The organism is Pseudomonas sp. gcc21, from assembly GCF_012844345.1.
GTDB lineage: Bacteria > Pseudomonadota > Gammaproteobacteria > Pseudomonadales > Pseudomonadaceae > Halopseudomonas.
This window is the reverse complement of sequence record NZ_CP051625.1, coordinates 3,226,395-3,239,713: the sequence shown is the minus strand read 5'-3', so window position 1 is coordinate 3,239,713 and position 13,319 is coordinate 3,226,395. Positions and strand designations below refer to the sequence as shown.

Here is a 13,319-nt window from a genome sequence, read left to right as displayed (position 1 = left end):
GCGAAGGCCACGCAAGGTTTTAACGCCGCATGGCCGAGCGCAATCGTTCTGCTCAGATTCCAAAGCGGTGATGCATTGCTGCATCACCGATCTTTTGACAGCCAATCAGGAGCTGCGTGTGACTACAATCGTTTCAGTCCGCCGCCACGGCAAAGTGGTAATCGGTGGCGACGGCCAGGTTTCCCTCGGCAATACCGTCATGAAAGGCAATGCACGCAAAGTGCGCCGGCTCTACAAGGATCAGGTTATTGCCGGGTTCGCTGGCGGTACCGCAGACGCTTTCACCCTGTTCGAACGCTTTGAAGCCCAACTGGAAAAACACCAGGGCAACCTGGTTCGCGCTGCTGTCGAGCTGGCCAAAGACTGGCGTACCGATCGCGCCCTACGTCGTCTTGAAGCCCTGCTGGCCGTAGCCAACAAGGATGCGTCGTTGATCATCACCGGTAATGGCGACGTCATCGAGCCCGAAGAAGGCGGCCTGATTGCCATCGGCTCCGGCGGCCCCTTCGCACAATCATCGGCCCTGGCATTACTGCGCCATACCGACCTGTCAGCCCGTGAGATCGTGGAATCGAGCCTGAACATAGCCGGACAGATCTGCGTCTTCACCAACCATAATCCGACCATCGAGGAGCTGGACGCCAATACCTGAGGCGTTCGGAATCAGCATGTCCATGACACCCCGCGAAATTGTCCACGAGCTGGACCGCCATATCATCGGTCAGCAGGACGCCAAGCGCGCAGTGGCCATTGCCCTGCGCAACCGCTGGCGTCGACAGCAGCTGCCCGACGCGCTGCGCAATGAAGTGACACCCAAAAACATTCTGATGATCGGGCCGACCGGTGTCGGTAAAACCGAAATCGCCCGGCGCCTGGCCAAGCTGGCGCATGCCCCCTTTATCAAGGTCGAAGCAACCAAGTTCACCGAAGTGGGCTACGTCGGCCGCGATGTCGAATCCATCATCCGCGATCTGGTCGATGCCGCAATCAAGATGCTGCGCGAACAGGAAATGAACAAGATGGGGCACCGCGCCGAGGATGCCGCCGAGGAACGCATTCTCGACGCCCTGCTTCCGCCTCCGCGCCAGGCCGTGAGTGACGAACCGGCCCGCGAAGATTCCAGCACCCGTCAGCTGTTCCGCAAACGCTTGCGTGAGGGCCAGCTGGATGACAAGGAAATCGATATCGAAGTGGCTGACGCCCCGGTCGGCGTCGACATCATGGCGCCGCCGGGCATGGAGGAAATGACCAGCCAGTTGCAGAACATGTTCTCCAACTTCGGCAAGGGCAAACGCAAGACCCGCACCCTGAAGGTCAAGGATGCGATGAAGATGATCCGTGATGAAGAAGCCGCCCGTCTGGTCAACGAGGACGAACTCAAGACCCGTGCGATCCACGCTGTGGAGCAGAACGGCATCGTTTTCCTCGACGAGATCGACAAGGTCAGCAAGCGCGCCGACAGTGGTAGCGGTGCGGATGTCTCCCGGGAAGGGGTCCAGCGTGACCTGCTGCCGTTGATCGAGGGCAGCACGGTGAACACCAAGTTCGGCATGGTCAAGACCGACCATATCCTGTTTATCGCCTCCGGGGCTTTCCACCTGACCAAGCCGTCGGATCTGATTCCGGAACTGCAGGGCCGTTTGCCGATTCGGGTCGGGCTGCAATCGCTGTCGCCGGATGACTTCAAGCGCATTCTCACCGAACCGGACGCCTCGCTCACGGAGCAATATCGTGCGCTGATGCAGACCGAGGGATTAGACATCGAGTTTGCCGATGATGCGATTGCCCGTCTTGCCGAGATCGCCTGGCAGGTAAACGAGAAGACCGAAAACATCGGTGCGCGCCGTCTGCACACCGTACTCGAACGCCTGCTGGAAGAGATCTCCTTCAGCGCCGCCGACCTCGCCTCCAAGCAGGATGGCAAGGCGATGGTTATCGATGCGGCTTATGTTGATGAGCATCTTGGGGAATTGGCGGTGAACGAGGATCTGTCGCGGTATATCCTCTAACCCAGGGTCACCGGACTGGGCGCTGAAGTCTGGCGTCCAGCCCCGGGTCCATGGCCAAACCCGACGCCGAGTCCTACCCTCTGTTCATCACATTGAATCCCACCGACCAAGGTCCCGCGATGCACAACCCTATCCCTGTCGATATCAAGCTCAAGAAGGCCTCCCGTACCCTGATGCTCAGTTATGCCGATGGACAAAGCTATGCATTGCCGGCGGAATACCTGCGGGTCTATTCACCCTCGGCTGAAGTGCGCGGGCACGGCAACCCTGTGCTGCAGACCGGCAAAATTCATGTCGGCTTTACCGGTATCGAGCTGGTAGGCAACTATGCGGTAAAGCTGGAGTTCGACGATGGCCACGAAACCGGGCTCTACAGCTGGGATTATCTGTATGAGCTTGCAACGCAGCAGGACCGTATGTGGCAGGCCTACCTTGACCAGCTCGCCGAAGCCGGCGCCAGCCGCGATCCCGACGAGGCGGTGGTGCGCTTCGTCCCCTGACCGGGTTTAGCCAGGCGCGGATGGTTTAAACGCTCACCTTCAGCCGGCGGAACTTCACATCCTCGGAACGAGTCTCTTGTCCTTGCTGTGTACCGTTGCGTTAATGGTCTCGGCTAAGCGGGCCGCTGCAGTAAGCAGCGCATGAATCACCCTCGCCCCAACGCATCGACGCCCTCTCGATCCTCCATGGGAGCAGGACAAGGAAAGCTTGATGCCAGGCCATACCGATATTTCACCGGACGAACTGGAGCGGTCTCTCGCTGCGACCCTGCAGAATCTGGCGGGTACCGCGGTTTCGCAACCTTGTCACCATGTACAACACACGCTGGCGCTGCTGGCTGACCTTACCGGCGCGTTATCGGGCAATCCCACCGACGAAGCCGTGTGGCAAGACGCACGCTTTGCCCGCCCCGCCTGGCAAAAACCATTGCGTCGCAGACTGGTTGGCGCCTGGTCTGCCTGGCTGGCAGGCACGGAAGGGTGGCTGGATGGGCTGGACGTGTCCCCGCATGACAAAGCGCGACTGAAACTGGCTTTTCGGCAACTTCAGGATGCACTGGCGCCGTCCAACAGCCCCTTCAACCCGGCGCTGGCGGAACGTCTGAAACAAACCGGTGGGCGCTGTCTGCGCGAGGGGGTACGCAATCTGTTGGACGACATCGTTGCTCAGCGGGTATTACCCGCCGTAGATAACCCGAATAGTCTTCTGGTGGGTCGGGATCTCGCGACCACGGCAGGACAGGTGATTTACCGAACGCCGCAGCTCGAACTGATCCAATACCTGCCGCTTACCAGCGCAATCCATGCGGTGCCTCTACTGGTTATTCCGCCGCCACTCAATCGTTATTACCTGCTCGATCTGCAGCCCGACAGCAGCTTGACCCGCTACGCCCTCGCACAGGGCATGCAGGTGTTCATGATCAGCTGGCGCAATCCCAATCCAAGCAACGCGACATGGGGCTTGACGCAGTATGTCCGGGCGGCTGCCGCCGCCCTGGACGTGGCTTGCGCCATCTCCGGCAATCAACAGGCGAACCTGCTCGGGGTCTGCACTGGTGGAGTAATCGGACTCGCGCTGCAGGGTTGGCTGGACGGTCAGAACCTGTCGAGCCGGATCAGCGCGGCTAGCTACCTGAGCACGCCACTGCATGGTCGTCAGCACAGTGAGTTGAGCTTGCTGGCCAGCCCGACCCTGCGCCAGCGCCTGCGCAATCTCGCCTGGCGCAACGGCTGCCTCGATCACCGTCACCTCACTGCGGGCTTCGCCTGGTTGCGCCCCGGACAACTGGTCTGGCCGCACTTTCAACGCTATGTGTTGGCGCAGTCAGCTGTACCTGACCCTCTGACTTTCTGGAGCCAGGACAGCACCCGGTTGCCCGCGCAACTGGTTCACGATCTGCTCGATGTGCTGGAGCGGGACGCCCTGAGCGCACCCAACACACTGATAATCGACGGTATTTCCATCGAGCTGGACAAACTGCGAACCCCATCCTGGCATCTCGGCGCCGAGCGTGATCACATCGTGCCCTGGCACAACGCTTATCCGGGCGGCTGTCTGGGTGGCGATAAAACCTTCACGCTCAGCCACGGTGGACACATCCAGAGCCTGGTCAATCCACCCGGCCACGCGAGCGCCTGGTATCGAAGCGCGACGGCCCGAACCGACATGACCATTGCTCAATGGCACGCCGCCAGTGAACGACAACCCGGCAGCTGGTGGCCTGAATGGCATGCCTGGCTCAGGCGCTACAGCGGCGATTTGCGCAGCGCTCCAGCGGTGCTGGGCAACGCAGCCTATCCAGCGCAATACCCGGCACCGGGCCGTTACGTGCATCAGTTATAGGGAAAGTGATGGCAACATTGACGGTAATCACATGAAAACGCGAGACCGCATCCTCCTGTGTGCGCTTGAACTGTTCAACGAACACGGTGAGCCGAATGTCACCACGCTGGATATCGCGAACGAGCTGGATATCAGCCCCGGAAACCTCTATTACCATTTTCGCGGCAAGGAAGCGCTGCTCGTCAGCCTGGTGGAGCAATTTCAGGATCACACCCGCGATCTGCTGGAAATGCGCGGCGATCCGCAACAGCTCGAACCCGAAGACTACTGGTTGTTCATGCACCTGCTGTTCGAAGCCATTACGGACTTTCGCTTCCTGTTTCAGGATCTCTCCAACCTGACCGGCCGCTATGACTTCATCCGACGCGCCATGCAGCAATGGCTTGCGGCGCTACGCGCCAGCCTGAACAATATGCTGATGGCGCTGCGCGAGCAGGGACATCTGACTGCCGGCGATGCCGATATCGAACGACTGCTGGATGCGCTCTGCCAGACCTTTGTGTTCTGGCTGGACTTTCAACGCGTGACCCGCCGCGACGATATGGGGCCGTCGCAAGCCGTGCGGCAGGTACTCGGATTGATGCTGCCTTATCTTGATGAACCCAGCCAGGCCTGGATGCGTACGCTGATAGACCGTTACAACTGACTCTGACAATAAAAAACCCGACCGGTAATCCCGATCGGGTTTCGTTCAAACTAACAACTCAGCGGGTCAGACAGTGCGCATCAAATTCCCGTCTCGCCCGGCTGAGCCTTAGGCTCAGAACCTGCATCGGCAGCCGACTTCGGTGTCGCCTTGGCTTTTGATGCGGCCTTGGGCTTGGCCGGTCGCTGCTTGTTCGATGCGGCCGACTTGCCCTCTTCCTTGGAAGCTATCTCCGGCTCCAGCTTGGCGGGCTCCGCCGGTGCAACCGGTGCTGCCGCTACCTCTGGCTCGGTCTCCAGCTTATCGGTCGTCTCATGAACCGCTTCGGCAGCCGGTGAGGCTGGCGCAGGCGCGGGGGATACGCTGGCTGGACGGTGCGCTCCCAACTCACTGACCAGCCTGGACAATTCCTCGATCTTGTTGTCCAGCGCCTGCATTTCGCTACGAGTAGGCATGCCCAGACGGGACAGAGCACTTCCGAGTCGCTTGTCAAATGCCGCTTCCAGTTCGGTCCAGCGGCCACTGGCTCTACCCCAGGGCTTATCACCCTTGGGCTCGGAGCTGTCAGTAGCGCTGTCCTTGAATCTGCCAGCGCGACTTCTGAACTCCTCGACCTTTTTTTCGATATTGGCCTTGGCGGTCTGCTCGGCTTCCTCGCCGTCCTTGATCAGCGTCTCGAACAGCTTGACCCCTTCCTTGCCAACCTTGGCGTAGGCGCCCAGGCCAGCCAGCCAGATCTGGCGCGAATAGTTCTCCAGATCATTGGCCCATTTTTCCTTGTCGTGCTTTTTATCGCCCGTCATGGAAACACCTCCTCTGAATGCTTACTTGGCCTGCATTGATCTCAGCGAAGCGCTCAGCATGTCCAGCTTGTTGGACAGCTGCTCGATATCCGATTTGTTCGGAATACCCATGCGCTCGAGTGCCGAGGCCACGCGCTCGTCAAACATTTCTTCGACTTTATGCAGGCTCCCGCCGTTACGTTCCTGCAAGCGCTCCTTCAGGCTGGCGACCTTGGTGCCCGCAGCGTCGATGCGCTCGGAAATGAATTCCTTGCTGTTCTGCTCCAGCTGCTCGCCTTCGCTGACCAGTGTCTTGAAATATTCGGCACTGTCCTTACCCGCCTTGGCATACACGCCAAGACCGGCGAGCCAGATTTGGTGAGCGTACTTCCGCACGTCACCGGCGAACGCCAATGCATGTTCTTCTGCTTCGATGGTGTTGAGCTTGACCATTGTGTAACTCCCGACTGTTGAGTGAGACGTAGACCGGGTCGATCACCGGCTTCTGATGCTCAAGCTACGCGGGAGAATTAGAAAAAACATACTAATCACGAAAGTCTGCTGACCGTTGATCGGCGGCGCGATGCCAGGTCAGCAGCGGTCAAATCAGGCCAGATACTTGTCCAGAGCCTTTTCGATTTCGTTCTTGACCATGCCGGACATGGGCGTGAGCATCATGCCGAGTTTGACGACAACCCTGACGTTATCTTCAGCGACGTGAATGGTGCCGTCAGCGCCACTGCGCTTGAATGTCAGCTGATCGCCATCCCATTCGCACTTGGCGTCGAGCTTCTGTGCCAGTTTATCGGCCAGCTTTTGTGCGCGTTCCCGGGCGGTTTCCTTACCTAGAGCGTGTTCTCGCGTGATATCTACGGTTGCCATGAAGGTGTCTCGTCTGCGGATTTATCCAGGCCGCATGATGACGCATTGCCGACTTTTCGTCATCCGTGACTGCGACAGCCTGTCTACAGCAAAACCGGCCCCGCTCCCGCAATTTGCGGTTAGAATGTCGGTTGATTTGCCAAGGCGCTGACCCCATGACCGACAAGCACAACTCAGACAACACCACTCATTTCGGCTTCAAAAGCGTGCCGGAATCGGAGAAAGCCGCAAAAGTAGCGGATGTATTCCATTCTGTAGCGGCCAAGTACGACTTGATGAATGACCTGATGTCGGCTGGCGTCCACCGGTTGTGGAAACGCTTCACCGTCGAGCTTTCAGGTGTTCGCCGGGACAACCGGGTCCTTGATATTGCCGGCGGTACCGGCGATCTGACACGCAAGTTTTCGTCGCTGGTCGGCCCCGACGGCGAAGTGGTGCTGGCCGATATCAACGCCTCGATGTTGAAGGTCGGGCGGGATCGACTGCTCGACTGCGGCGTATCCGGCAATGTCCGCTTCGTTCAGGCGGATGCCGAAGCGCTGCCCTTTCCTGACAATCATTTCGACTGCATCACTATTGCCTTCGGCCTGCGCAACGTTACACACAAGGAAGCGGCGATCGCGTCGATGCTACGGGTACTCAAGCCCGGCGGCAGATTGCTGGTGTTGGAATTTTCCAAGCCACGCAATCAGTTATTTTCCAAAGTCTACGATCAATATTCCTTCAAGCTCCTGCCATTGATGGGCAAATTGATCACCCAGGACGCCGACAGTTACCGTTATCTGGCCGAGTCAATCCGCATGCATCCGGATCAGGAAACTCTCAAGGCGATGATGGAAGAAGCCGGTTTCGCCCGCGTCACCTATCACAACATGACCGGCGGCATCGTGGCGTTACACCGAGGGATCAAGCCCTGATGTTGACGCAGGCCATGCTCGCGGGAATCGAGTACAGCCTGGAACAGGCTATTGCCCGTGATCCGCTGACCGCCAGACGTCTCGCGGCGCTGGCGGGCAAGGTTATCCTGATACGCGGCACCTCGCCTGACTGGCAGGTATTCGTTTTGCCTGCGAAAGGCGAGGTCCGGCTGATGAGCCAGTCCGAGCTTGATCCCGACTGCACCCTTACCGCCCCCAGCAATTTGCTGGCACAGCTGGTGGTCAGCAATCAGCGCCAACGCCTGCTGCAGGACCCCCAGGTGGTTTTGAGTGGGGATAGCCAGGTATTGGTGACCTTACAGAATATATTTGGCGACCTGCGCATTGATGGCGAAGCCGAACTGGCACGCTGGCTGGGTCCGGTTGCCGCCCATGCAATAGCAACCGTGCTGCGCAGCGGCCGTAACTGGGGCGCACAGACGCATGAGAGCCTGAGCCACAGCCTGGGCCGCTATCTGACTGAAGAAACCCGCCAACTGGTTGGCAAAGCCGAGGCCAACGTCGCCGCGGAAGAACTCCACGCGCTGCAACTTCGCCTGGACCGGCTTGAAGCCCGCCTGCAACGCCTAGAGAAGCCGCCTCAGGACACCCCCGACGCATGAACCTCACCGCGTTTGTTCGCCTGTTTCGCATCCTGCAAATTTTCACCCGCTATCGGCTTGATCAGCTCATCCTGCAGTTGCCGCTGCCCTGGTTTGCGCGTTTCGTGCTGAAAATCGGCCCCTGGCGCCTGCATCGGGCACCGAAGATGAGCCGCGGCGCCCGACTACGCCGGGCCTGTGAAGATCTGGGGCCGGTATTCATCAAGTTCGGACAGATACTGTCTACGCGCCGTGATCTGCTCGCGGATGACGTGGCACTTGAACTGGCCTGGCTGCAGGACAAGGTTCCGCCCTTCCCCTCCGAACTCGCCCGGCAACGCATCGAAGAACAGCTGGGCCAGACCATTGACGAGGTGTTTGCCAGCTTCACCGACCAACCGCTGGCCTCTGCATCGGTCGCCCAGGTACACGCAGCGCGTCTGCATGACGGTACCGAGGTGGTGGTAAAAGTCACCCGGCCCGGCGTTGGCGCGACGATTCACCAGGATATCCAGTGGTTGTTTCTCGCCGCACGCACGCTTGAACGTTTTTCCAGCGAAGGTCGCCGGCTACGCCCGGTTGAGGTTGTCAGCGATTATGAAAAGACAATCTTCGACGAACTCGACCTGTACCGTGAAGCAGCTAACGCTTCACAGCTGCGGCGCAATTTCGAGAACTCCACACTGCTCTACATCCCAGAAGTTTACTGGGACTGGTGCCGTCACAAGGTCATGGTAATGGAGCGCATCAGCGGCCTCCCTGTCACCGATCTGGACGCGCTGCTCGATCAACGTACCGACCTGAAGAAACTTGCCGAGACTGGCGTCGAGATTTTCTTCACCCAGGTGTTTCGTGACAGTTTTTTCCATGCCGACATGCATCCGGGCAACATATTCGTATCGCGCAGCCACCCCTGGCAGCCCCAGTACATCGCCATCGATTTCGGCATCGTCGGCAGCCTCAACCCCGAGGACCAGGACTACCTCGCGCGCAACCTGCTGGCCTTCTTCAAGCGCGATTACCGCCGGGTGGCGCAGCTGCATATTGACTCGGGCTGGGTCCCGGCAGGTACGCGCGTCAATGAATTCGAAGCAGCCATCCGTAGCGTCTGCGAACCGATATTTTCCCGGCCGCTGAAGGATATTTCCTTTGGCCAGTTGTTGCTGCGGCTGTTCCAGACAGCCCGGCGCTTCAACATGGAGGTCCAACCGCAACTGGTGCTGCTACAGAAAACCCTGCTGAACATTGAAGGGCTGGGCCGGCAGTTGTATCCCGATCTGGATCTGTGGAGTACCGCCCAACCCTATCTCGAACGCTGGATGCGTGAGCGCATGATGCCCCAGCACCAGGCGCGGGTACTGCATCAACAGCTGGAGCAGATCCCACCGCTGCTGAGCTCTACGCGCCGGGCCATGGATCGTCTGGCGCAGCAGGAACCGGAGCCGGCAGCTCGCGCGCCCGATTCCAACCGTGCCTTGCGTCTGATCGGCGTTGTGCTGGTGGTACTGGGCGCCAGTGGTCTGGGCACGGATGTCAATCTGTGGACCCAGGCGCAGCCCCTGCATTGGCTGCTGGTGGGCACCGGTGGCTGGCTGGTGATCCGTAAACACTAGACGCTGTCTATTCTCCCTAAGGGATACGCCCGAAACTGGCATCCGTCCCCTGATAACTGGCACACTTGCACGCATGACAGATACTTCCCAGAACACGGCCTGGCTCGACGAAATAAAGTGGGACGCGAATGGCCTCATACCTGCGATTGCCCAGGATATTCATAGCAACCGCGTGCTGATGGTCGCCTGGATGAATCGCGAGTCGCTGCAGCTCACCGTGCAGGAGAATCGAGCGGTATACTGGTCCCGTTCACGTCGCAAGCTATGGCGCAAGGGCGAAGAATCCGGCCATATTCAGGTACTGCACGAACTACGCCTGGACTGCGACGGTGATGTGATCGTGATGATGGTCGAGCAACTCGGTGACATCGCTTGCCATACGGGTCGGCAGAGCTGTTTTTACCGGGTCTTCACCGACGGGAAATGGCAGACAGTCGAACCGGTCATCAAAGACCCTCACCACATTTACGAGCATAAACATGAGTGACACGCTGAGCCGGTTGGCCAAGGTACTGGAGCAACGCAAACAGGCTGGAGCGGACGCTTCCTACGTGGCCAGTCTGCACGCCAAGGGATTGAACAAGATTCTGGAAAAAGTTGGCGAGGAGTGTACTGAAACACTCCTGGCCGCCAAGGATTGTCAGCACAGCGATGACAAGTCGGAGCTGATCTATGAAACAGCCGACCTGTGGTTCCACAGCCTGGTCATGCTCAGCCATCTGGGTCTCGGGCCAGACGATGTACTGAAAGAACTTGAAAGGCGCTTTGACCTTTCCGGCCTGGCCGAAAAGGCGTCGCGTCAACATAACTGAGGGCGTTGCCCTGGAGGTTTGCAATGGGTTTTGGCGGCATTAGTGTTTGGCAATTACTGATCGTATTGCTGATCGTGGTCCTGCTGTTCGGCACCAAGCGTCTGAAGAGCATCGGCGGCGATCTGGGTGAAGCCATCAAGGGCTTCCGCAAATCGGTCAATGATGAAGACGAAAAGCCCTCGGTTCAGAACAAGACCGGGGACACCCTGGACGTTCAGCCTGAGAAAAAGTCGGAAACTCACTCCCGGGACTGATCGTCCATGTTTGATATCGGCTTCATTGAAATGCTGGTGGTGGCCATCGTTGCCCTGTTGGTACTGGGGCCCGAACGGCTGCCCGGCGCAGTGCGCACGGCCGGACTGTTTATAGGCCGTATCAAGCGCGGGTTCGCAGATGTACGCTCTCAGGTCGAGCGCGAAATCGGCGCGGACGAGATTCGCCAGCAGCTGCATAACGAGCGCATCATGTCCGGCCTGGAGAAAAGCGGGAATCAGGGCAAGCAGGACAAGCAACCGGAGCAACCTGCCAGACCGGACCCCGGTGCCCCGGTTGCAGACCCCAAGGTCAGCAAATCAAACGTCAAGCGCGCCGGTAATACGACCGTAACATCCACCGAGCAGACTGCCCCGGCAACCGATACCCTGGCTACCCCCGACGGCCCGATGCCGTCGGTCGACGATACCACCGATGACTCTCCGACACGTCCCGATGAGCGATAAGCGCACCCCGGCCCAGCTGGCCGAAGACATGCCCCTGGTGGCACACCTCACCGAACTCCGCTCGCGATTGCTGCGCATCGTGGTGATCTGGATGCTGGTGTTCGCTGGCCTGTTCTACTTCGCCAACGATCTGTACACCTTTATTTCCGAGCCGCTGCGCGTGTTCCTGCCCGAAGGCACCAGCATGATTGCCACCGATGTGGCATCGCCCTTCCTGACGCCCTTCAAGCTGGCGCTGGTCAGCGCCTTGTTCCTGGCCATGCCCTTCGTGCTGCATCAGATCTGGGGCTTCATCGCCCCGGGCCTGTACCGCCATGAAAAACGGCTGGCAATACCTTTGCTGGCATCCAGCATCATCCTGTTCTATTCCGGCATGGCGTTCGCCTATTACGTGGTATTTCCACTGGTGTTCGGCTTCTTCACCAGCACCGCGCCTGCCGGCGTAGCGGTGATGACCGACATAAACAAATATCTGGATTTCGTCCTGACCCTGTTCATGGCATTCGGGCTGTCGTTTGAGATCCCGGTAGCGACGGTTCTTCTCGTACTCACCGGGGCAGTGGATGTGGCCAAGCTGCGCGAAATCCGCCCTTACGTCATCGTGGGCTGCTTCATCATCGGTATGGTGCTGACGCCTCCGGACGTAATCTCCCAGGCGTTGCTGGCAGGTCCAATGTGGCTGCTGTACGAGGTGGGGATTCTATTCAGCCTGCTACTAAAACGTAACAAGGATTCCGAACAGGACGCGCAGGACAACCCGCCGGCATGAACCTGCTCTTGCTCGAAGAGCAGGACTTCAGCGATACCTCCTGCGTAACACTGAGCGGTCGCCGTCTGCGTCATATGCTTGAAATTCAGCAGCTGAGCACCGGTGATACGCTGCGCGTCGGCCGCATCGGCGGCATGATGGGACAGGCGCAGGTTCTCTCGCTCTCGGATACTCAGGCCGAACTCAGCATTACCCTTGACACACCTCCGCCTCCCAAGCTGCCGCTCACGTTGCTGCTGGCGATGCCGCGACCGAAAATGTTTCGCCGCATCATGCAGCACTGCGCGACCCTCGGCGTGCCGCGCATCATTCTGCTCAACAGTTATCGCGTCGAGAAAAGTTTCTGGCAAACGCCTTTTCTCAAACCGGCTGCGCTGCGCGACAATCTGTTGCTCGGCCTTGAGCAGGCCCGCGACACCGTCTTGCCCGAGGTCATTATCGAGAAGCGCTTCAAACCCTTTGTCGAAGACCGCCTGCCCGAGCTGATCACCAACACCCAGGCCCTGGTTGCGCATCCCGGTGATTATCCGCCCTGCCCCCGTGCCCTGACATCCCCGGCAACCCTGGCGATCGGCCCGGAGGGCGGCTGGATACCCTATGAGGTGGAAAAACTGGTCGAAGCCGGCTTCGCACCGGTGCAACTGGGTGAGCGGATTCTGCGGGTCGAAACGGCTGTGACGGCGCTGATATCCAGACTCTACTGATCAGCCTTGTGCAGGAGCGATAACCTGCTGCGCCTCGTCCTGCCAGCCCTCTCCGGCCTCTACTCTTACATCCCGGGCCGTAACCGGCTCGCCACACTCTGAACAGACGGTAACCGGCCGCATGGCTTTCTCGCAGCCCTTGTGGATATGCCGGACCGGTGCGCCACGCTCATCGGCCATATGTCTGTCTCCCCAACTCACCAGTGCCAGAATGGCCGGATGCAGTTCGAGCCCTTTCTCGGTCAGGCGGTACTCTTCTCGTAGCGGACGTTGTTGATAAGGCACCTTGACCAACACGCCATGCTCCACCAGTTTCTTCAGCCGTTCAGCCAGTACATGACGTGTCACCCCTAGCCGCTTTTCAAACGCATCGAAACGCCGAACGCCCAGAAAACAATCGCGCAGAATCAGCAGCGTCCAGCGATCACCGACGACCGCGAGCGTCCGGGCAATGGAACAGGGCTGCTGTTCAAGTTCTTCCCAACGCATGGTTTTTCTCCTATCGACAGTGTCCAAGCCTA

The 13,319-nt window shown here is 59.1% G+C and carries 18 protein-coding genes; 14 read left to right on the top strand and 4 right to left on the bottom strand.

The window, feature by feature from the left end; translation table 11 throughout:
• The first annotated feature begins 118 nt into the window (after positions 1-118).
• From hslV to HG264_RS14910, 5 genes are all read left to right on the top strand, one after another.
• Positions 119-652 carry an ATP-dependent protease subunit HslV gene (hslV, locus tag HG264_RS14930; RefSeq protein ID WP_150302127.1) on the top strand — a complete coding sequence of 178 codons (534 nt, stop codon included), beginning with the start codon at positions 119-121 and terminating at the stop codon, positions 650-652.
• Positions 653-668: 16 nt separating this feature from the next.
• Positions 669-2,009 (top strand): ATP-dependent protease ATPase subunit HslU, encoded by a 1,341-nt coding sequence (gene hslU / locus HG264_RS14925; protein WP_169408370.1) that lies wholly within the window; start codon positions 669-671, stop codon positions 2,007-2,009.
• A gap of 119 nt (positions 2,010-2,128) precedes the next feature.
• On the top strand, positions 2,129-2,509 hold the full coding sequence (locus tag HG264_RS14920; protein WP_169408369.1) for a gamma-butyrobetaine hydroxylase-like domain-containing protein: 381 nt from the start codon (positions 2,129-2,131) through the stop codon (positions 2,507-2,509).
• 211 nt (positions 2,510-2,720) lie between these two features.
• Positions 2,721-4,352 carry an alpha/beta hydrolase gene (locus HG264_RS14915; protein ID WP_169408368.1) on the top strand — a complete coding sequence of 544 codons (1,632 nt, stop codon included), beginning with the start codon at positions 2,721-2,723 and terminating at the stop codon, positions 4,350-4,352.
• A gap of 31 nt (positions 4,353-4,383) precedes the next feature.
• Complete coding sequence (locus HG264_RS14910) at positions 4,384-4,998, top strand: TetR/AcrR family transcriptional regulator (protein WP_169408367.1); 615 nt, start codon at positions 4,384-4,386, stop codon at positions 4,996-4,998.
• A gap of 80 nt (positions 4,999-5,078) precedes the next feature.
• Here HG264_RS14910 and HG264_RS14905 read toward each other — a convergent pair whose 3' ends face one another.
• The 3 genes from HG264_RS14905 to HG264_RS14895 all read right to left on the bottom strand — a co-directional run bounded on the left by HG264_RS14905 (position 5,079) and on the right by HG264_RS14895 (position 6,662).
• Positions 5,079-5,801 carry a phasin family protein gene (locus tag HG264_RS14905; RefSeq protein WP_169408366.1) on the bottom strand — a complete coding sequence of 241 codons (723 nt, stop codon included), beginning with the start codon at positions 5,799-5,801 and terminating at the stop codon, positions 5,079-5,081.
• Positions 5,802-5,822: 21 nt separating this feature from the next.
• On the bottom strand, positions 5,823-6,233 hold the full coding sequence (locus HG264_RS14900; protein WP_169408365.1) for a phasin family protein: 411 nt from the start codon (positions 6,231-6,233) through the stop codon (positions 5,823-5,825).
• Between the two features lie 153 nt (positions 6,234-6,386).
• Positions 6,387-6,662 (bottom strand): polyhydroxyalkanoic acid system family protein, encoded by a 276-nt coding sequence (locus HG264_RS14895; RefSeq protein WP_169408364.1) that lies wholly within the window; start codon positions 6,660-6,662, stop codon positions 6,387-6,389.
• A gap of 155 nt (positions 6,663-6,817) precedes the next feature.
• Between HG264_RS14895 and ubiE the strand changes: the two genes are divergently transcribed.
• From ubiE to HG264_RS14850, 9 genes are all read left to right on the top strand, one after another.
• Complete coding sequence (ubiE, locus tag HG264_RS14890) at positions 6,818-7,579, top strand: bifunctional demethylmenaquinone methyltransferase/2-methoxy-6-polyprenyl-1,4-benzoquinol methylase UbiE (protein ID WP_169408363.1); 762 nt, start codon at positions 6,818-6,820, stop codon at positions 7,577-7,579.
• Complete coding sequence (locus tag HG264_RS14885; protein ID WP_169408362.1) at positions 7,579-8,202, top strand: SCP2 domain-containing protein; 624 nt, start codon at positions 7,579-7,581, stop codon at positions 8,200-8,202. Before ubiE ends, HG264_RS14885 begins: the two co-directional genes overlap by 1 nt.
• Complete coding sequence (ubiB, locus tag HG264_RS14880) at positions 8,199-9,794, top strand: ubiquinone biosynthesis regulatory protein kinase UbiB (RefSeq protein WP_169408361.1); 1,596 nt, start codon at positions 8,199-8,201, stop codon at positions 9,792-9,794. Before HG264_RS14885 ends, ubiB begins: the two co-directional genes overlap by 4 nt.
• A 73-nt stretch (positions 9,795-9,867) precedes the next feature.
• Complete coding sequence (gene hisI, locus HG264_RS14875) at positions 9,868-10,281, top strand: phosphoribosyl-AMP cyclohydrolase (RefSeq protein WP_169408360.1); 414 nt, start codon at positions 9,868-9,870, stop codon at positions 10,279-10,281.
• The gene (locus HG264_RS14870) at positions 10,274-10,606 is read left to right on the top strand and encodes a phosphoribosyl-ATP diphosphatase (protein ID WP_169408359.1); all 333 of its coding nucleotides are present in this window, start codon (positions 10,274-10,276) and stop codon (positions 10,604-10,606) included. The genes hisI and HG264_RS14870 overlap by 8 nt, the downstream gene beginning before the upstream one ends.
• A 23-nt stretch (positions 10,607-10,629) precedes the next feature.
• The gene (tatA, locus tag HG264_RS14865; protein WP_169408358.1) at positions 10,630-10,860 is read left to right on the top strand and encodes a twin-arginine translocase TatA/TatE family subunit; all 231 of its coding nucleotides are present in this window, start codon (positions 10,630-10,632) and stop codon (positions 10,858-10,860) included.
• 6 nt (positions 10,861-10,866) lie between these two features.
• On the top strand, positions 10,867-11,325 hold the full coding sequence (gene tatB, locus HG264_RS14860) for a Sec-independent protein translocase protein TatB (protein ID WP_169408357.1): 459 nt from the start codon (positions 10,867-10,869) through the stop codon (positions 11,323-11,325).
• Positions 11,294-12,094: a twin-arginine translocase subunit TatC gene (tatC, locus tag HG264_RS14855; RefSeq protein ID WP_372240178.1), complete on the top strand. Its 801-nt coding sequence runs from the start codon at positions 11,294-11,296 to the stop codon at positions 12,092-12,094. Before tatB ends, tatC begins: the two co-directional genes overlap by 32 nt.
• Positions 12,091-12,798 carry a 16S rRNA (uracil(1498)-N(3))-methyltransferase gene (locus HG264_RS14850; RefSeq protein WP_169408356.1) on the top strand — a complete coding sequence of 236 codons (708 nt, stop codon included), beginning with the start codon at positions 12,091-12,093 and terminating at the stop codon, positions 12,796-12,798. Before tatC ends, HG264_RS14850 begins: the two co-directional genes overlap by 4 nt.
• Here the strand turns inward: HG264_RS14850 and HG264_RS14845 are convergent, their stop codons facing one another.
• Positions 12,799-13,287, bottom strand: a complete 489-nt coding sequence (locus tag HG264_RS14845) for a helix-turn-helix domain-containing protein (protein ID WP_169408355.1) — start codon at positions 13,285-13,287, stop codon at positions 12,799-12,801.
• Positions 13,288-13,319 lie beyond the last annotated feature (32 nt).

Coding starts and splice junctions, on each gene's coding strand:
- hslU (WP_169408370.1), top strand. CDS start 669: ATGTCCATGACACCCCGCGAAATTGTCCACGAGCTGGACCGCCATATC.
- HG264_RS14920 (WP_169408369.1), top strand. CDS start 2,129: ATGCACAACCCTATCCCTGTCGATATCAAGCTCAAGAAGGCCTCCCGT.
- HG264_RS14915 (WP_169408368.1), top strand. CDS start 2,721: ATGCCAGGCCATACCGATATTTCACCGGACGAACTGGAGCGGTCTCTC.
- HG264_RS14910 (WP_169408367.1), top strand. CDS start 4,384: ATGAAAACGCGAGACCGCATCCTCCTGTGTGCGCTTGAACTGTTCAAC.
- HG264_RS14905 (WP_169408366.1), bottom strand. CDS start 5,801: ATGACGGGCGATAAAAAGCACGACAAGGAAAAATGGGCCAATGATCTG.
- HG264_RS14900 (WP_169408365.1), bottom strand. CDS start 6,233: ATGGTCAAGCTCAACACCATCGAAGCAGAAGAACATGCATTGGCGTTC.
- HG264_RS14895 (WP_169408364.1), bottom strand. CDS start 6,662: ATGGCAACCGTAGATATCACGCGAGAACACGCTCTAGGTAAGGAAACC.
- ubiE (WP_169408363.1), top strand. CDS start 6,818: ATGACCGACAAGCACAACTCAGACAACACCACTCATTTCGGCTTCAAA.
- HG264_RS14885 (WP_169408362.1), top strand. CDS start 7,579: ATGTTGACGCAGGCCATGCTCGCGGGAATCGAGTACAGCCTGGAACAG.
- ubiB (WP_169408361.1), top strand. CDS start 8,199: ATGAACCTCACCGCGTTTGTTCGCCTGTTTCGCATCCTGCAAATTTTC.
- hisI (WP_169408360.1), top strand. CDS start 9,868: ATGACAGATACTTCCCAGAACACGGCCTGGCTCGACGAAATAAAGTGG.
- HG264_RS14870 (WP_169408359.1), top strand. CDS start 10,274: ATGAGTGACACGCTGAGCCGGTTGGCCAAGGTACTGGAGCAACGCAAA.
- tatA (WP_169408358.1), top strand. CDS start 10,630: ATGGGTTTTGGCGGCATTAGTGTTTGGCAATTACTGATCGTATTGCTG.
- tatB (WP_169408357.1), top strand. CDS start 10,867: ATGTTTGATATCGGCTTCATTGAAATGCTGGTGGTGGCCATCGTTGCC.
- tatC (WP_372240178.1), top strand. CDS start 11,294: ATGACTCTCCGACACGTCCCGATGAGCGATAAGCGCACCCCGGCCCAG.
- HG264_RS14850 (WP_169408356.1), top strand. CDS start 12,091: ATGAACCTGCTCTTGCTCGAAGAGCAGGACTTCAGCGATACCTCCTGC.
- HG264_RS14845 (WP_169408355.1), bottom strand. CDS start 13,287: ATGCGTTGGGAAGAACTTGAACAGCAGCCCTGTTCCATTGCCCGGACG.